This window comes from Natronomonas amylolytica (genome assembly GCF_037031205.1).
Classification (GTDB): domain Archaea; phylum Halobacteriota; class Halobacteria; order Halobacteriales; family Haloarculaceae; genus Natronomonas; species Natronomonas amylolytica.
This window is the reverse complement of record NZ_JAYEZM010000014.1, coordinates 1-15,543: the sequence shown is the minus strand read 5'-3', so window position 1 is coordinate 15,543 and position 15,543 is coordinate 1. Positions and strand designations below refer to the sequence as shown.

At 65.2% G+C, this 15,543-nt stretch carries 20 protein-coding genes and 1 pseudogene; 3 read left to right on the top strand and 18 right to left on the bottom strand.

All coding sequences use genetic code 11. The features are described 5' to 3' along the window. Position 1 precedes the first annotated feature (1 nt). The 12 genes from nuoK to U5914_RS16190 all read right to left on the bottom strand — a co-directional run bounded on the left by nuoK (position 2) and on the right by U5914_RS16190 (position 8,267). The gene (nuoK, locus tag U5914_RS16245; protein ID WP_336136790.1) at positions 2-316 is read right to left on the bottom strand and encodes an NADH-quinone oxidoreductase subunit NuoK; all 315 of its coding nucleotides are present in this window, start codon (positions 314-316) and stop codon (positions 2-4) included. Then, positions 316-609, bottom strand: a complete 294-nt coding sequence (locus tag U5914_RS16240; protein WP_336136789.1) for a hypothetical protein — start codon at positions 607-609, stop codon at positions 316-318. Before U5914_RS16240 ends, nuoK begins: the two co-directional genes overlap by 1 nt. After that, positions 606-887, bottom strand: coding sequence for an NADH-quinone oxidoreductase subunit J (locus U5914_RS16235; RefSeq protein WP_332312425.1), 282 nt, complete (start codon positions 885-887; stop codon positions 606-608). Before U5914_RS16235 ends, U5914_RS16240 begins: the two co-directional genes overlap by 4 nt. Positions 888-977: 90 nt before the next feature. Continuing rightward, complete coding sequence (locus U5914_RS16230; protein ID WP_336136787.1) at positions 978-1,184, bottom strand: DUF8149 family protein; 207 nt, start codon at positions 1,182-1,184, stop codon at positions 978-980. Positions 1,185-1,242: 58 nt separating this feature from the next. Beyond that, positions 1,243-1,695 (bottom strand): cupin domain-containing protein, encoded by a 453-nt coding sequence (locus U5914_RS16225; protein ID WP_336136786.1) that lies wholly within the window; start codon positions 1,693-1,695, stop codon positions 1,243-1,245. 255 nt (positions 1,696-1,950) lie between these two features. Next, complete coding sequence (locus U5914_RS16220) at positions 1,951-2,412, bottom strand: NuoI/complex I 23 kDa subunit family protein (protein WP_336136785.1); 462 nt, start codon at positions 2,410-2,412, stop codon at positions 1,951-1,953. Then, entirely contained in the window at positions 2,412-3,461 is a 1,050-nt protein-coding gene (locus tag U5914_RS16215; RefSeq protein WP_336136783.1) for a complex I subunit 1/NuoH family protein, read from the bottom strand. The genes U5914_RS16220 and U5914_RS16215 overlap by 1 nt, the downstream gene beginning before the upstream one ends. After that, entirely contained in the window at positions 3,461-5,146 is a 1,686-nt protein-coding gene (locus U5914_RS16210) for an NADH-quinone oxidoreductase subunit D (protein WP_336136782.1), read from the bottom strand. The genes U5914_RS16215 and U5914_RS16210 overlap by 1 nt, the downstream gene beginning before the upstream one ends. Next, a complete protein-coding gene (locus U5914_RS16205) occupies positions 5,143-5,829 on the bottom strand; it encodes an NADH-quinone oxidoreductase subunit B (protein ID WP_336136781.1) in 687 nt (228 codons plus the stop codon). The genes U5914_RS16210 and U5914_RS16205 overlap by 4 nt, the downstream gene beginning before the upstream one ends. Continuing rightward, positions 5,826-6,230, bottom strand: a complete 405-nt coding sequence (locus U5914_RS16200; RefSeq protein ID WP_336136780.1) for an NADH-quinone oxidoreductase subunit A — start codon at positions 6,228-6,230, stop codon at positions 5,826-5,828. Before U5914_RS16200 ends, U5914_RS16205 begins: the two co-directional genes overlap by 4 nt. A 209-nt stretch (positions 6,231-6,439) precedes the next feature. Further along, positions 6,440-7,063, bottom strand: coding sequence for a 5-(carboxyamino)imidazole ribonucleotide mutase (gene purE / locus U5914_RS16195; protein WP_336136779.1), 624 nt, complete (start codon positions 7,061-7,063; stop codon positions 6,440-6,442). A 49-nt stretch (positions 7,064-7,112) separates the two neighbouring features. Then, positions 7,113-8,267 carry a 5-(carboxyamino)imidazole ribonucleotide synthase gene (locus U5914_RS16190; RefSeq protein WP_336136778.1) on the bottom strand — a complete coding sequence of 385 codons (1,155 nt, stop codon included), beginning with the start codon at positions 8,265-8,267 and terminating at the stop codon, positions 7,113-7,115. A 116-nt stretch (positions 8,268-8,383) separates the two neighbouring features. Here U5914_RS16190 and U5914_RS16185 point away from each other — a divergent pair, with 116 nt between their 5' ends. From U5914_RS16185 to U5914_RS16175, 3 genes are read left to right on the top strand one after another with little or no spacing between them, the layout of a single operon-like run. After that, positions 8,384-9,127 carry a GNAT family N-acetyltransferase gene (locus U5914_RS16185; protein ID WP_336136777.1) on the top strand — a complete coding sequence of 248 codons (744 nt, stop codon included), beginning with the start codon at positions 8,384-8,386 and terminating at the stop codon, positions 9,125-9,127. 52 nt (positions 9,128-9,179) lie between these two features. Continuing rightward, complete coding sequence (gene ribH / locus U5914_RS16180) at positions 9,180-9,590, top strand: 6,7-dimethyl-8-ribityllumazine synthase (RefSeq protein WP_336136776.1); 411 nt, start codon at positions 9,180-9,182, stop codon at positions 9,588-9,590. Beyond that, positions 9,587-10,735 (top strand): pyridoxal phosphate-dependent aminotransferase, encoded by a 1,149-nt coding sequence (locus tag U5914_RS16175; RefSeq protein ID WP_418766789.1) that lies wholly within the window; start codon positions 9,587-9,589, stop codon positions 10,733-10,735. The genes ribH and U5914_RS16175 overlap by 4 nt, the downstream gene beginning before the upstream one ends. A gap of 246 nt (positions 10,736-10,981) precedes the next feature. Here the strand turns inward: U5914_RS16175 and U5914_RS16170 are convergent, their stop codons facing one another. The 6 genes and pseudogenes from U5914_RS16170 to U5914_RS16145 all read right to left on the bottom strand — a co-directional run. Then, on the bottom strand, positions 10,982-12,565 hold the full coding sequence (locus U5914_RS16170; protein WP_336136775.1) for a bacterio-opsin activator domain-containing protein: 1,584 nt from the start codon (positions 12,563-12,565) through the stop codon (positions 10,982-10,984). 181 nt (positions 12,566-12,746) lie between these two features. Then, on the bottom strand, positions 12,747-13,160 hold the full coding sequence (locus tag U5914_RS16165) for a hypothetical protein (RefSeq protein WP_336136774.1): 414 nt from the start codon (positions 13,158-13,160) through the stop codon (positions 12,747-12,749). Between the two features lie 47 nt (positions 13,161-13,207). Further along, positions 13,208-13,549 (bottom strand): DUF8060 family membrane protein, encoded by a 342-nt coding sequence (locus tag U5914_RS16160; RefSeq protein ID WP_336136773.1) that lies wholly within the window; start codon positions 13,547-13,549, stop codon positions 13,208-13,210. Beyond that, positions 13,546-14,544 carry a DUF7490 domain-containing protein gene (locus U5914_RS16155; protein WP_336136772.1) on the bottom strand — a complete coding sequence of 333 codons (999 nt, stop codon included), beginning with the start codon at positions 14,542-14,544 and terminating at the stop codon, positions 13,546-13,548. The genes U5914_RS16160 and U5914_RS16155 overlap by 4 nt, the downstream gene beginning before the upstream one ends. A gap of 61 nt (positions 14,545-14,605) precedes the next feature. Beyond that, on the bottom strand, positions 14,606-15,376 hold the full coding sequence (locus U5914_RS16150) for a DUF2797 domain-containing protein (RefSeq protein ID WP_336136771.1): 771 nt from the start codon (positions 15,374-15,376) through the stop codon (positions 14,606-14,608). A gap of 48 nt (positions 15,377-15,424) precedes the next feature. Next, positions 15,425-15,543: pseudogene (locus tag U5914_RS16145) on the bottom strand (IS6 family transposase); the annotation flags it as partial.

The window sequence follows — 15,543 nt, the reverse complement described above, 5'->3', positions numbered from 1 at the left end:
ATTACCACTTCAGAGTCGTTGCCTCGGTTACGCTCACGCTCTCGAAGTTCCGATAGAGGACGAGGACGATGCCGATACCGATGGCGACCTCCGCGGCGGCGAGTGCCATCGTAAAGAGCGCGAAGGTCTGGCCGGTCACCTCCCCCCAGTAGAACGAGAACGCGACGAGGTTGATGTTCGCTGCGTTCAGCATCAACTCGACGCTCATCAGGAACATCAGCGCGTTCCTGCGCGTCAGGATGCCGAAGAGACCGGTACAGAAGACGGCCGCCGACAGGACGAGGTAGTACTCGACGGGAACGGTTTCGAGTACCATCAGGAATCACCCTCCTCGTCCCGCTCGGCGAGCATGACGGCGCCGTCAAGGGCGGCGTCGAGGACGACGGCGATGGTGATGAAGGACACGAGGAAGCCTTCACCGGCGATGTCGCCCCCGGAGAGGTCGAACATCGCATAGCCGATGGACCTCGTTATCGACCCGTCCCCGAAGCCGGCCGGCGACCCGAAGCCGGCGGTGAGGAAGACGGCGGCGAGGAAGCCGAACAACGCCACCGCGAGGATTCCGGCCGCCTTGTTGGTTTCCGTATGGAGGCGAGGTCGCGTCGTCATGCCGTCACCTCCTCGGTGTCGACGTCGTCATCCCGGCGGACTAACATGACGGCGAAGGTGATCAGGACGAGCACCCCACCGACATACACGAGCACCTGCATCGCCGCCAGGAACTCGGCGCTTAACATCACGTAGTGGACCGCGACGGACAACAGCGCCGCACCCAAAAGCAGCGCCGAATGCCACACGTCCCGGACCAACACGACGCCCAAGCTCGCCCCGACGGTCACCAGAGCGAACAACAGGAACGCCAGTGTCTCAAGCGGTACTACAGCCATTGTTTACCCCTGAAGCGGGGTACCCTTTGAAGATTTCCTTATGTAGCCGAAAACGGGGGGTAATCGGGGGTGGTTCGGGGCCGAATCGACCTATTCGTCGAGCAGTCCCATGTCCTCGGCGACGAAATCCGCGAGTTGGTCCAGCACGTTGGGGTCGACTTCGGCGATTTCCTCGCCGTCGTGCAGTCCCTCGTTGTGGCGCGCGACCGCATCCTCGACGTCCTCGAACGGCACCCGCGTCCGGGTGTCACACGCAGAACATATCACCGGCACTTCGGGGAGTTCCTCGTCGCTCATATGCGGCCCTCCGCGAGCGGACGTAAAAACCGGCGCGGTTCCGAGTCGATTCGAGCGCCTACATCTCGACGACGTTGCCGCAGTCGGGACAGGTCAGCGTCACGCCGTCCTCGCTCACCTCGGTCTCGTGGTAGTCCGCGCCGCACTCCGCACAGGGAACCTTCGCGCGCGTCTCGCCCATCTCTTGGGGCGCGCCGAGTGCCAGCGCGCGAATCCGGTCGTCGCTCTCGTTGCGACCCTCCTGATACTCGCCGGGCGCAAAGCGAATCACCTCGTCGGGGCCGACCTCGTAGGACTCCTCCTCGGTCTGGAAGGTAGCCGTCCCCTCCATCACATAGAAGACCTCCTCTTGGCCCATGTGGGTGTGCATCCCGCCGGAGAAGGAGTCACCGGGCGCCAACTCGTAGTAGTTCAGCGCCATATCCGAGAGGTTCAGGGGGTCGGTAGCGTGTTTCTGGACGTCCGCGACGCGCGGGGCGTTCGCCAGTTCGTCGATGTCGACTTTCTCCATGGCGACCGGTTGGTATCGTGGATTCGTGGTAAGCTTTGACGTTCCACGTCGTGATTGCCGGGAGAGCACTCCACAGAGCTCGACCATTTAAAAAGAATATAAGTGAAGCATACGTGAGCACGCCGAAGGCGCGCGAACGTTTCACCGCGCGACCGCAGGGAGCGCGGGACCAAGGGCCGACCGCAGGGAGGCCCGCAGTGTCTTTTTCATGAAAGTTTTTGCCGGCGCGCCTGCGGCGCGCCGTGCAAAAAGTTTCTATTGGTAATCCACTTCGCCTTCGCCCTCGTCGACCCAGCCACCGCGGTCGGGTTCGCGGGCGGCGAGTGGGTCGATGTCCTTGTACCACGGGACGTTCTTGAGTTGTTCCTTGTTGAGGGCGAACTCGTCTTTGGTGTCGGCGGTGAACTCGAAGTTCTGGGTCAGCAGGATGGCGTCGACGGGACAGACCTCCTCGCAGAGTCGGCAGTAGATACACTGGCCGATGTGGAGGTTGTACTCCTCGCCGTTGCGCTGTTCGTCGGTGATAATCTGGATGGTGTCGTTCGGACAGACGTTCTCGCACTGCCGGCACCAGATACAGCGTTCCTGACTGAACTTGTGGACGCCGCGGAACCGCGGGGAGACGTCGGGCGTCTCCTCGGGGTATTGGACGGTGAACTTCTCGCCGTCCAGGGCGTGTTTCATCGTCGTTGCCATCGATTTGAGCATTCCAATCATTATGCGATCACCCCAACGATGACGGCGGTGAGGATGAGGTTCGCCAGCGCGAGGACCAGCATCCCCTTCCAGCCGATTTCGATGAGTTGGTCGATACGCAGGCGGGGCAGCGCGGAGCGTGCCCACTGAGTGAACAGGAAGACGGCCCAGATCTTGATGATGAACCAGAGGATGCCGGGCAGGACGGGACCGGCCGGGCCGCCCAGGAACAGCGTCGCGATGATGGCCCCGCCGAGGAAAATGTGGATGAACTCGCCGAGGTAGACGAGCACGAAGTAGACGCTCGAGTATTCGGTCTGGTAGCCGGCGACGATCTCGGTCGGAGCCTCCGGGATGTCGAAGGGGTTGCGGCCGACCTCCATCAGGTTCGCGATCATGAACAGCACGAACGCGAAGGGGTTGACGAAGGCGTACCACGAGGGAATCGCGACGCCGCCGAGCGAGACGAGCGTCTCGGCCTGTGCGGCGACGATCTCGCTCATCTGGAGCGACCCGGCGAAGAGGACGACCGAGGCGGCCAGCAGGATGAGCGGGATCTCGTAGGCGAGGTTCTGTGCGACCGCACGCAGGCCGCCGAGCATCGAGAACTTGTTGTTCGAGGAGTAGCCGGCCATCACGAGTGCCAACGAAGCGATGGAGGCGACGGCGAAGACGTAGACGAGGCCGACCTCGGGGTCGGCGAGGTGGATGCCGTTGCCCATCGGGATGACGGCGAAGCCAAGCAGCGCGGACCACGCTAGCAGCAGCGGTGCGAGGTCCCACGCGGGGCGGTCGACGCCCTCGGGCACGATGAGTTCCTTCGACAGCAGACGGAGGGCGTCGGCCACGATGATAAGCAATCCGGCGGGGCCGTGACGGTTGACCGCATAGCGGTCCGTGAACGCGGCGGTGATCTTCCGTTTGGCCCACGGGCCGGCGATAGCCGTCATCGTCAGCATGAGCGTGCCGACGATGGCCGCGCCGATGATGCCGCCGACGACGTCGCCGAGCGTGCCACCGAGTCCGAGCAGGTCGGCGATCGTATCGGGAAGCGGTGTCGTCTGTAACATTACCGGTCGACCTCCCCGAGGACGATGTCGAGGCTCCCGAGCGACGCGATGAGGTCGGGGATGTACTCGCCTTCGGTCATCTCCCGCAGCGTGTGCAGGTTACAGAAGCACGGACTGCGGATCTTGAAGCGGGCGGGCTTGTCGGTGCCGTCCGAGCGCATGTAGATGCCGAGTTCGCCCTTGGCGGCCTCGACGCCGCGGTAGATTTCGGTGTCGGGGTCAGGTTTGAGCGTCCGCGGGACGTTGGCCTGAATGTTCCGCTCGTCTTCCGGCCACTCTTCAAGCAGGTCGACACACTGCTCGATTATCTTCGCGGACTCCTCGACCTCGCGCAGACGGACGAGGACGCGGCTGTAGTTGTCACAGCCGTCCTCGGTGACGACGTCCCAGTCGAGTTCCTCGTAGTAGCCGTAGGGGTCGTCACGCCGGAGGTCGATGTCGATGCCCGACCCGCGGGCGACGGGGCCGGTGGCGCCGTACTGCTTGGCGACTTCCGGCGGGAGTTCGCCCGTGTTGACACACCGGACCTGGAATATCTCGTTGGAGGTGACCAGGTTGTGGTACTCCTTGGTCTTCTCCGGGAGGTCGTCGAGGAAGTCCCGAATCTTCTCGAAGAACTCCTCGCGCGGTTCGGGGATGTCCCACGCGACCCCGCCGAGGCGGAGGTAGTTGAACATCAGCCGCTGGCCGGTGAGGTCTTCGAGGATGTCCTGAACGATCTCCCGGTCGCGGAAGGCGTACTGGAAGGTCGCCGTGAAGTCGCCGAAGACGTCCAGCGCGAACGTCCCCAGCGCGAGCATGTGGCTCGCGATGCGGCACAGTTCGGCGGACATGGTCCGGATGACCTGTGCGTACTCGGGAACCTCGATGTCGGCCATGTCCTCGGCGGCGCGGGCGTAGGCCCACTCGTTGAGGATGCCGGCGGAGACGTAGTCCCAGCGGTCGGGGTACGGCATGATCTGGTGCCGGTAGGTGCCCTGCTGGCACATCTGCTCCTCGCTGCGGTGCAGGTAGCCGATGTCGGGTTCGACGTCGGCGATCTGCTCGCCGTCCAGCACCGTCTCGACGTGCAGGACGCCGTGGGTCGCGGGGTGGTGTGGTCCGACGTTGATGAACATCGTGTCGGACTCGTCGCCGCCACCACGGTGGTCCTCCTCGAGCGGATTGGCGTGCTCGCGGAACGGGACGACCTGCGGCTTCTCGGGGTTGTAATCCTTCGAGAGCGGGTGACCCTGCCACGTCTCCGGCAGGAGAATCCGGCGCAGGTCGGGGTGGTCGTCGTACTCGATGCCGACGAGGTCGTAGGCCTCACGCTCGTGCCAGTCGGCGGTCCGGTAGACCGCTTCACCGGACTCCGAGACTGGTTCGTCACGCGAGGTGGGGACGACGACGCCGACCTCGTGGGTCGGGTCGTCGTACTTCTTGAGGTGGTAGATCGACTCGTAGCGGTCGTCATACTCCTGTGCAGTGACACAGGAGAGGTAGTCAAAGCCGGCCTGCTCGCGGAGCGTCGACAGCGCCTCCTGTACCTCGTCGGGCCGAATCACGAAGGCCGGCGCGTTGACGTGCTCCTCGCGGTCGATGACCGTGTCGCCGAGCAGGGCTTCCAGTTCCGCGTAGTCGACCTCGCCGTTTTCGGTGACCCCGAGTTCGACTTCGTCGGGGCGGCGTTTTTCCAGACTCATGGCGAGTTAGCCCAGTTGTAGCGCATGACGAGGTCCTCCTCGTCGATTTCGTCTGCGAGATGCTGTACGAGTTCGTCCGATTCGAGGTCGCCGAACTCTTCGAGTTCGTAGGGCTTGACCGTCACCGGCGACGTCTCGCCGTTGGCGACGCGCTCCTGCAGTTTGGCGATGCCGTAAATCAGCGCCTCGGGACGGGGCGGACAGCCGGGGACGTGGATGTCGACCGGGATGACCTCCTCGGCGCCCTTGATGACGTTGTAGCCCTCCTGGAAGGGGCCGCCGGAGATGGTACACGAACCCATCCCGACGACGAACTTGGGTTCGGCCATCTGGTCGTAGACCCGCTTCATCCGCGGGGCGAACTTCGAGACGATGGTCCCCGGAACGATGATGACGTCGGCCTGTCGCGGCGAGGCCCGCGGCACACCTGCGCCGAAGCGGTCGAGGTCGTGCTTGATGGCGTAGGTGTGAATCATCTCGATGCTGCAGCAGGCGATACCGAACTGCAGCATGAACATGGACGAGCCCCGCACCCAGTTCATGAACTTGTCGAACTTCGTGAGGATGAACGGCGAGGAACCGAACGCCTCGCGAAGCTTCGAATTGAACCGGCTGTCGACGCCTTCGCCCATCCGGGCTTCCTGCGTCGAGACTGTGTCGTGGATTTCCTGTTCGCTACTCATAGTTCACTCTTGATTTCCGCACGTTCGCTTTTGATCCAGCGAACGGCACCGTTGCGCCACGCCCACCCGAGTCCGATGATGAGGACTGCGAGGAAGACGAGCATCGGCCCCAGTACCGAATTCAGACCATGCTGGGCTACTGCGTCGTTGTAGATGAGTGCCCACGGGAAGATGAGCACCGTCTCGATGTCGAAGACGACGAACAGCAGCGCCACCATGTAGTACTGGATGTTGAACCGAATGCGCGTCGTTCCGGTCGGAACCTCACCGGACTCGTAGATGGCACGCTTACCTTGCTCGGGAACGCTGGGGCGGAGGAGACTCGAAATCGCGATCATCGAGAGGGGAATCGCGAGCCCCACCAACGCCAGCGCACCGACAGCGATCCATGGATTGCTCATCGCGTCTGTATCGTATGACGGTTAGGAGCAACCCTACATAAGAGTTGATTTACGGCCCGGGAGGCCCTTATAGGAGGTAGCAGGGTTTTGACGGTGTAATTCGGGGTTGAACTCGGTCTTTTATAAACGGACCGTAGCGACTCCTCGACCACCAGCGGGCCGAGAGGAGCGGAGGGTGTTCGTGCTGACCCAAGGATTATTTAAAAAGGCTAGTCGCGGTTCGCGCGGAACAGTTCGGTCCCCTGTTCGTGCAACTCCCGCGAGACCTCGCCGACGCCGTCCTGCAGGGCGTCGTGGTACTCGTCCAGTCGTGCCTCCAGTTCGGAATGCGCCCGCGAGAGAATCTGGGCGGCCGACAGCGCGGCGTTGAACGACTTACCGGCATCCACAGCGACGATGGGCGCGCCGGTGGGCATCCCGATGACCGAGTCGACCGATTTCTCCTGTACGGGCACCCCGACGACGGGAACCGGATAGGCGATGGAGGCGGTCATGTTCGGCAGGTCGGCCGACTTGCCGCCGGCGCCGGCGATGATGACGTCGAGGCCGCGCTCGCGGGCCGTCTCGCCGTAGGCGTACATCAGTTCGGGCGTCCGGTGGGCCGAGACGACGAACGTCTCGAAGGTAAACCGACTCTCGGGCGGGTCGTCGTAGTCGGTGACCTCCTCGAAGCCGAGTTCGGAAAGCGCCTCGTAGGCGCCGTACATGGTGTCGAGGTCCGAATCCGAGCCCATGATGATGCCGATATCGGGCGTATCCTCGGGGTTGCGGTCGGTCTCGGCCTCCGTCTCCAGCAGGTCGATGAGGTCCTGCACTGCCTCGGAACGGGTCATATCAGAGGTAGGAACGGGCCGGCGCTTTGGCGTTGTGGTTCCGACAGAGCTACTCGAAGGTGAGTTCGTCGCGCAGGGCTCGGGCCCGCGAGAGGAGGGTCTCACAATCCGATGCCTCGTCGTCGACCAGCGTCACGTGGCCCATCTTCCGGAGCGGCCGTACCTCACGTTTGCCGTACCAGTGCAGGGCGGCGCCGTGAGCCTCCAGCACCGATTCGGTCCCGGACAGCGAGGCGATTTCTGGCTCGTCGACGTCGCCGAGGATGTTCGTCGTCACCGTCGGCCCGCGCCGTTCGGCCGCGCCGAGCGGCCAGCCAAGCACCGCGCGGACGTGCTGTTCGAACTGCGAGGTCGAGGCGCCTTCGATGGTCCAATGCCCGGAGTTGTGCGGGCGCGGGGCGATTTCGTTGACCAGGATTTCCCCATCCCGAGTTTCGAACATCTCGATACCGTAGACGCCACGACCCTCCAGCATATCGAGCACGTCGAAGGCCACCTCCCGCGCACGCGAGCGGACCGACGTGTCGGTACGGGCGGGACAGGCCATCTCACGGAGGATTTCCTCCTCCTGAATCGTCTCGGTGACCGGATACGCGCGCACCTCGTCGTCGCCGCGAACGCCCATGACGGCCAGTTCCCGTTCGAAGTCGACCATCTCCTCGGCGAGGGCGGCCCCGCCAACCGCCGCCAGCGCGTCCTCGACATCGTCGGGCCCCTCGACTGGCAGGTTCCCGCGGCCGTCGTAGCCGCCCTCACGGGCCTTGAGCATCAGGGGCCAGCCCAATTCGTCGCCGGCCGCGAGCAGGTCCTCGGCGTCGTCGACCTGCCGGTATTCGGGCAGCGGAATCCCGGCGTCGTCGAGCGCGCGGTTCTGGACGAGTTTGTCCTGAATCGTCCGGAGGGTGTCGGGAGTGGGATGGACTGGCGTGTCCGTCTCCTCGCTGACCCGCTCCATCTCGTCGGGGTCCGCGAGTTCGATCTCGAAGGTGAGGACGTCGACCCGTTCGGCCAACTCCCGAATCGCGTCGTAGTCGTCGAAGTCGCCGACGATCTGGTCGCGGACGACCGGCGCCGCTGGGCAGTCCGGCGTCGGGTCCGAGACGACCAACTCCACGCCCAGAGGGCCCGCGGCCTCGCCCATCATCCGTCCGAGCTGTCCGCCGCCGACGACCCCGAGCGTCGCCGCTGGCGTGCTGTGTTCCATGTGCGTGGTTCCTTCCTCGCCTCCCGATAAGGTTTCTATTCACGGACGTGCGTTTCGTGTTACACGCCAACAACCACCAAGTTTCAAGCCGTTGGCGACCAAAGGTCGGAGGAATCATGCCCGGACAACAGCCGACCTTCGAGACGCGAGACCGCAGGCGTATCTACGAGTTCGTCGACTCGCGCGGGGGGACGACCTACGAAGAACTGCTGGATGCCGACCTCCTGACCGACCCCGACCGCTACCAGCAACTGGTCGCGGTGATGAAACGCGACGGCCTCTTAGAGGAAGACGACGGCGTGCTTCGGCCCGCACTGGAGGCGGGTATCGAGGAGGTACACGATACCGACGGAGGCGAAGTGACCATCCGACCGGCCAGACAGGAGGACATCTCCGGCATCATCGGCGTCATGCGCCAAGTCGCCGACGAGAAGCGCTACATCGTCGCCGAGGACGTGGCCAACGAACTCGCGGCCGACAGCGCGCTGATGCGCGGCGACCTCGAGGACCGCCGCTTCTTCGTCGCCACCATCGACGACGAGGTCGTCGGCTGGTGTGGCGTCGAGCGCCCGCAACTCGAAAAGCTCGCCCATACGGCCGAACTGACGCTGGGTATCCTCGAGGAGTACCGCGATGACGGCATCGGGGGCCACCTCATGCAGCGGGCGATGTCGTGGGCCGAAAAGGAGGGCTTCCACAAGGTCTACAACAGCGTTCCGGCGACTAACGTCCCAGGCATCGAGTTCCTCGAAGACCACGATTGGGACACCGAAGCCATCCGCCGGAACCACTACCAGATCGACGGCGAGTTCGTCGACGAAGTGATGATGGCCTACCGGACGAGCCCGCGTTCGCGGTGAACGGGACAACGAGTTCGGCACTTCTTTTACCGGCCGTCGCCCACCGACGAGTATGGTAGCGCTCGGGCTGGTGGTCGCGCAGTTCAACAAGGAGCGGCCGATTACCCACGAGATGGAAGACCGCGGACGGGAGGCGGCCGCCGAGGCCGGCGCCGATATCGTCGAGACCATCGAGGTGCCGGGGGCGTACGACACGCCGCTGGCCGCGGACCGACTGGCGCGCCGCGAGGACATCGACGCCGTCGCCGTCCTCGGGGCGATCATCACCGGCGACACCGACCACGACCAGGTCATCGCCGACGCCGCCGCACAGGGGCTGACCGACGTTTCCCTCGACCGGGATACGCCCGTGGCCTTCGGCGTCATCGGCCCCGGGATGAGTGGGGCCGAAGCCGCCGAACGCATCGACTACGGTGCGACCACCGTCGAGAGCGCTATTGAACTCGCCGAGGAACTACAATGACTATGGATTTCGCAGACCGCGTCAAGCGGGTCGAACCCAGCGCGACGCTGGCGATAAGCAACCTCGCATCGGAACTGGAAGCAGACGGCGTCGACGTCGTCGACCTCTCGGTCGGCGAACCGGACTTCCCGACGCCGGCAAACATCTCGGAGGCGGGCAAGCAGGCCATCGACGACGGCCACACGGGCTACCCGCCGTCGAACGGGATTCCGCCGCTGAAGGAGGCCATCGTCGAGAAACTCGACGGCGACGGCCTCGATTACACGACGGACGAGATCATCGTCACCCCGGGCGCCAAGCAGGCCCTCTACGAGACGTTCCAGACGCTCATCGACGACGGCGACGAGGTCGTCCTGCTGGACCCCGCGTGGGTCAGCTACGAGGCGATGGCGAAGATGGCCGGCGGCGACCTCTCGCGGGTCGACCTCTCGGCGCACGATTTCCAGCTCGAACCCGCGCTGGACGACCTCGCGGCGGCGGTCTCTGACGAAACAGAACTGCTCGTCATCAACTCCCCGTCGAACCCCTCGGGTGCCGTCTTCACCGACGAGGCCCTGGAGGGCGTCCGCGACCTCGCGGTCGACCACGACATCACCGTCATCTCCGACGAGATTTACGACGCCATCACCTACGGCGTCGAGCAGACCTCGCTGGGGTCGCTCAAGGGGATGGGCGACCGGACGGTCACCATCAACGGCTTCTCGAAGGCCTACTCGATGACCGGGTGGCGCCTCGGCTACGTCGCCGCGCCGCAGGCGCTCATCGACCAGGCCGGCAAACTGCACTCCCATTCGGTCTCCTCGGCCGCCCACTTCGTCCAGTACGCGGGCGTCGAGGCGCTGGAGAACACCGACGAGGCCGTCGAGGAGATGCGCGACGCCTTCGCCGAGCGCCGCGATATGCTCATCGACCTCTTCGCCGAACACGGCAAGGAGGTCCCCAACCCCGACGGCGCCTTCTACATGATGCTGCCCGTCGATGACGACGACCAAGCATGGTGTGAGGGTGCGCTCGAAGACGCCCACGTCGCGACGGTACCCGGCAGTGCGTTCGGGACGCCGGGCTACGCGCGACTCTCCTATGCGGCCAGCGAAGAGCGACTGAAGGAAGGCGTCGAGCGACTCGCCGACGCCGGCTATCTGTAGACCGGCGACATCCTTTTTTAAACGACTACGGTACGGCCGAAAAGCGTAGCGAGGACCTACCGGATCGCATGGGTGCACCCCACCTAGCTAACCGGTCGCCATCCCCCACGCATCAGGCGTGTAGCGACCGGGTCGAAGACTCGTGTGCGGACCGTGCGGGCCACGGCGTCGTGCCCGGCGACGGCGGCCCGATAGGACAGGAGCCTCCATACGCATGCTCTACACGTACGAGCATCAACCGTCCCTCTAGGCATCTAGGTGCTGGAAGTACGCTTCCACGAGCGCTCGCTGGGCCCGCCGGATGTGGTAGTGGAAGGTCGCCGAACTGATGTCCATCGCGTCGGCGATCTCCTCGGCGGTGGCGTCCCGCGGCCACGAGAAGTAGCCGCTCAGTTTGGCGTGTCTGAGTGCGGCCTGCTGGCGGTCGGTCAACTGTCCGGCGACCGCGTCGTAGAACTCGTCGGCGGTTCGGACCGGTCGCTCGACTTCGCGTTTCGAGACCAGTTCCGCGTCGTAGAGTTCCTCGGCCGCGTTCACGACCGGTCGGGTGTCCGAATCGCCCGGCAGTTCGGCGACGACCGTCGTCTCCCCATCCCGGGCGACCGTCGACGCCGGCGAGGCGCCGTTCTCGACGAGACGCCGGATGAGCGAATCGGTCGTCACGACCGTAAAGACGTGCTCGCCGTCGGTCCCACCGACGTGCTCTATCGATTCCAGCGTCGGGACCTCCGAGGCTATCGCGGCTACTCGCTCGGGGTCGATACCCGAAACCGTGATGTAGTGCCGATAGCGGCCCTCGGACATCGGCGTCGACCACTCGTGACAGCAGGGGCCGTCAGCCGCCTCGGAGGCGCGCGCGAGAAACGCGTCGGAACCCGAAACCCGGAAGGTGAGTTCCGTCGCCGTATCGGACAGGAGGAGCCGCTCGGTCTGGACGGCGTTGATGGCGAAGCCGATGACATCGCCGAGTCGGCGGAAGGCGGCCTGTTCGCGGTCGTTGAACGCCTTCGGGCGGGACGAGTACACGCTGAGAACGCCCATCACGTTCGATTGGTAGACGATGGGGACGGAGATGCCCGACTCGATATCCATGCGGGTGGCCGCGGCCCGGGCCGCCTCCGGGAGGTCGGAGTCGGGTATCTCCTGAACGACCTGCAGTTCGCCCGTCTCGATGGCAGTTCGTGCGGGGCGGTCCCAGTCGAGGTCGTTGAGTTCGTCGATGACATCGAGGAAGTCCTCGCTGGTGCCGACGCCGGCGTCCGGTTCGACGGTTTCTTCCAGCCGATTGCGGGCGATCCAGACCGACCGGTAGAGGTCGGAGGCCGCCAACTGGTCGCAGACGACCTCCTCGATCTCCTCGCGAGTGGCCGCGTCCACGATGGCGTGGATGACCTCGTGTACCGTCTCGCTGATCTGGTTCAGCGTCTCGAGTGCGTCACGCTGGCGGCGGATGGCCACCTCGCGTTCGTGGTGGGCCGATACGTCGCGGGCGATGCCGACCACGTACGTCTCCCCGTTCGACTCCAGAAGTCCGCCGTTGAACTCGTGGGGGATTCGCTCGCCGTCGGCCGTGAGGAGGTCGAACGTCCGGGTTTCGGTCGAATCGAACGTGCCGGCGGCCGCGAAGGAATCCCTCGCGGCCGGCCGGTCGTCGGAAGCGAGCAACTCGAAGGCGTTCCGGCCGGCGAGTTCGTCGTCCCCGTAGCCGGTCACCTCACAGAGCCGGTCGTTCCACCACGCCAACCGGCCGTCGGCATCCGCGATATAGACGATATCCGGAACCGACTCCAACAGACCCGCCGTTACCTCGTCCGGATTGAGTTCCGACATTATCCCCACTTGGTGTAGACTGACAGCGTGGGCAAATAAAAAACAGGTTACATGGGGACCGCCGTCGGCGGTCACCGATGAACAGTTAGGGCCGCCGGTGTCATACGGATGATTGTCGTCTGTTACCGGTCATCGCCGACCCGTACTGGCGATAACCGGTAACGCGTTACAATAACCCGTATCAGTCTTCGAGCGCGTCGGCGATGCGTCCGACCTCGCGGCGGAGGTCGTGGAGTTCGTCGCGGACCTTGCGGACCTCGCGGACGAGTTCCTCGTTGTCCTCGCCTTCGCTGGGGGCGCCGCCGGGGCCGCCGGGGCCGCCACCGAGGGCGCCGCCGGGACCGCCGCCGCCCATCATGCCGCCCATCATCTGCGCGAAGGGACTGCCGCCACCGCCGCCCATGCCACCGGGGGCGCCACCGGGACCGCCGCCCATCATCTCTTCCATCTTCTCCTCGCGGCTCAGGCCCTCGCCCTCACCTTCACCTTCGCGCTCGTCGGCGCGCTGCTGGCGAATCTCCTCGACTCGCTCGCGGAACGATTTCTCCTCGCCGCCTTCCTCGCCCTCGTCGGGGGCATCTTCGTTGTCCGTCATAGCCCCCCTTTTCGGCTCCCGGCAGAAAAGTCCATAGGTCTCGCACCTCACGCCCGCCGCAGGCGACGAGCGATGACGACGATTCCGGCCGCCGCCACACACAGCACCGCGAAGTTGAGTGCCGACCGCGCGAAGGGCTGATACCGGCGGGCGACCCAGACGTCGATAATCGCCGAAAGACTCCCGTACAGCCCGGCGGTCGCGATGACTGCGAGGATGCCGAGACCGACCAGCGCACCCCACATGAGATACGTGACGACGGTATCGACGTCGATGTCGGGGCCGCGTCGTGATTCCGGAGCCTCCTCAGAGTCGTCCGCATCCCATCCCGACGACTCCTTGGCCGCGGGTTCCTCGCGGGGGTCAGCGTCGGCATCGCCGTCGCTCATGCCGACCACCTCCGGGCGGCCAGCAGCGACCCGACGAGTGCCACGAGGGCGGCGCCGACGCCGAAGCCGGGTTGGCTCTCAGCGCCGGTTTCGGTCTCCATCTCACGGTCCGGCGCTCCGCCGTCGCCCGTCTCGAAGTCGCCGGCCTCGAACTCGATTTCCCGTCGCGTCTCGTTGACCGAAATCGTCTCCTCGGGGTCGAGGTTCGCGGCCGCCCGCGTCGATTCGAGGACGACCCCGTCGCGCCACAGCGTCGCATCGAGGTAGTAGTTGTTATCGTCGGGGACCGTCACCTGCACCGACGGCGAGGCGGTCAGTCCCGGTTCGACCGTCCCGACGCTCGTCTCCGCGCGGTCGGCCACGACGTATGCGTCGGCGTGTCGGGCCGTGACGACGAGGCGGAGCCCCGATTCGGGGTCGTCCCCGCCGTTGGTCAGATAGCTCGTCACGTCGAGGGTCACGCGGTCGCCGTCGGCCGACGCGATGCGATACTCGACCGAGGGCCGGTCGGAGAACTGATGGAAGGCGACCGACGTACGGGTTCGCGGCGGTTCGAGCGCCTCGACGCCCGAGACGGAGGCGGTGGCCGTATCGACCCGCTGGCCGTCGACGTAGAGTATCGTCGACACCTCGTAGCCGCCCTCGCGGGGGACGGTCACCGACAGCGACACCTCGCGTTCTCCCTCGTCTCGGACGGCACCGAGTTCGCGGCTCGTCGTATCGGCGACGAGGCCGCTCTCGGCGTCCGTCGCGCGGACGACCACCGTCACGTTCTCGGCGGGGCCGCCGCGGTGGCGGACGTAGGTCGTCACGTCGAGCGTGGCCGTCTCGCCGGTCACCTCGCCGGCCGAAAGCGTCGTCTCGGCCACGTCGAGGCGGGCGGGCGGTTCGTCGGGGCCCGGGTCGGCGACGAACCCGGTCACGAGCGTCGCGGCGGCGACCGTCCCAAGCAGGACGACGACGGCGACGCTCGCGAGGAGGGCTTCGATTCGCATGCCAAGAAATCCCACACCAGTTGATAAACCTCTTGTGGTGTCCCGAACCGCTGGTTCGGTATCAGTCGAAGGCACCGAGATTCGACTGCAGCGCCCGCGAGGAGGTCCCAGCCTCGAGTTCGTGGCCGACCAAATCGCGCATATCCACGGCGAACCGCCCGCCATCCCGTTCGAGAACCAGGACGCGACCTTTCGTCCCGAGGACGGTGCCCGAGGCCAACGTTTCGGCGACCGGGGCGGCATCGAGGTCGAGGCCGTACTCGAAGGCGTACGTCTCTTTTATATCGAAGTCGGCGATCAGGCGGTTCCACGCCCCCTCGTCGACCGTCCGGCCCATACCCCGGACTTTCCGGGGGACGCGAACCGCGTCCGGAATCGGGACCTCGGCGGCGAGTTCGGCCTCGATTTCGCGGGCGATACGGCCGTTTTCGACCGTGTAGACGTGGGCCCCGCGGTCGGCGCCCTGCTCGCGGAACCGCGTCCGCAGGCGGGGCAGTTTCGTCACGCCGACCTTGAACGTGTCCGGCGCGAAGGCCGCAAAGTAGACGGCGTGTCGCTGGTAGCAGTCCATCTCGGCTTTCAGGCAGTCGCCGGTACAGCGGGCACAGACCCACGTCGAATCGTGGGCCTCACAGTAGGGCGCCTCGCCGGCGTCACAGGCGATGTGTTCGGTGCCGTCGATGGCGCCGGCACACCGCCGCTCGCCGAGCGTGTAATCGAGCCGCCGGCCTTCGGGGAGGGGTTCGCGCTCGACCAATCCCTCACGAGCGACGAGCAGCGCGGCTTCCGCCGTCCCCTCGCGTTCGCCCGTCTCGTAGCCGACGACCTGCACGACACTCCCTAATCGAAGCGCGGCTTTAGGCTTTGCTTCCCATCGTGTTTAGTTAAGCGAATTCCACCAGACGGCGAAGGCTTGCAGCCATGTTTCTGCTGTCGTCGGCTGCACGTTGCTGAAACTATTACTAAACGAAGAAGTACGTCGTTTTACTTCTCTAAATA

Excerpts from the sequence above, each read along its gene's own strand:
- nuoK (WP_336136790.1), bottom strand. The coding sequence starts at position 316 with ATGGTACTCGAAACCGTTCCCGTCGAGTACTACCTCGTCCTGTCGGCG.
- U5914_RS16240 (WP_336136789.1), bottom strand. The coding sequence starts at position 609 with ATGACGACGCGACCTCGCCTCCATACGGAAACCAACAAGGCGGCCGGA.
- U5914_RS16235 (WP_332312425.1), bottom strand. The coding sequence starts at position 887 with ATGGCTGTAGTACCGCTTGAGACACTGGCGTTCCTGTTGTTCGCTCTG.
- U5914_RS16230 (WP_336136787.1), bottom strand. The coding sequence starts at position 1,184 with ATGAGCGACGAGGAACTCCCCGAAGTGCCGGTGATATGTTCTGCGTGT.
- U5914_RS16225 (WP_336136786.1), bottom strand. The coding sequence starts at position 1,695 with ATGGAGAAAGTCGACATCGACGAACTGGCGAACGCCCCGCGCGTCGCG.
- U5914_RS16220 (WP_336136785.1), bottom strand. The coding sequence starts at position 2,412 with ATGATTGGAATGCTCAAATCGATGGCAACGACGATGAAACACGCCCTG.
- U5914_RS16215 (WP_336136783.1), bottom strand. The coding sequence starts at position 3,461 with ATGTTACAGACGACACCGCTTCCCGATACGATCGCCGACCTGCTCGGA.
- U5914_RS16210 (WP_336136782.1), bottom strand. The coding sequence starts at position 5,146 with ATGAGTCTGGAAAAACGCCGCCCCGACGAAGTCGAACTCGGGGTCACC.
- U5914_RS16205 (WP_336136781.1), bottom strand. The coding sequence starts at position 5,829 with ATGAGTAGCGAACAGGAAATCCACGACACAGTCTCGACGCAGGAAGCC.
- U5914_RS16200 (WP_336136780.1), bottom strand. The coding sequence starts at position 6,230 with ATGAGCAATCCATGGATCGCTGTCGGTGCGCTGGCGTTGGTGGGGCTC.
- purE (WP_336136779.1), bottom strand. The coding sequence starts at position 7,063 with ATGACCCGTTCCGAGGCAGTGCAGGACCTCATCGACCTGCTGGAGACG.
- U5914_RS16190 (WP_336136778.1), bottom strand. The coding sequence starts at position 8,267 with ATGGAACACAGCACGCCAGCGGCGACGCTCGGGGTCGTCGGCGGCGGA.
- U5914_RS16185 (WP_336136777.1), top strand. The coding sequence starts at position 8,384 with ATGCCCGGACAACAGCCGACCTTCGAGACGCGAGACCGCAGGCGTATC.
- ribH (WP_336136776.1), top strand. The coding sequence starts at position 9,180 with ATGGTAGCGCTCGGGCTGGTGGTCGCGCAGTTCAACAAGGAGCGGCCG.
- U5914_RS16175 (WP_418766789.1), top strand. The coding sequence starts at position 9,587 with ATGACTATGGATTTCGCAGACCGCGTCAAGCGGGTCGAACCCAGCGCG.
- U5914_RS16170 (WP_336136775.1), bottom strand. The coding sequence starts at position 12,565 with ATGTCGGAACTCAATCCGGACGAGGTAACGGCGGGTCTGTTGGAGTCG.
- U5914_RS16165 (WP_336136774.1), bottom strand. The coding sequence starts at position 13,160 with ATGACGGACAACGAAGATGCCCCCGACGAGGGCGAGGAAGGCGGCGAG.
- U5914_RS16160 (WP_336136773.1), bottom strand. The coding sequence starts at position 13,549 with ATGAGCGACGGCGATGCCGACGCTGACCCCCGCGAGGAACCCGCGGCC.
- U5914_RS16155 (WP_336136772.1), bottom strand. The coding sequence starts at position 14,544 with ATGCGAATCGAAGCCCTCCTCGCGAGCGTCGCCGTCGTCGTCCTGCTT.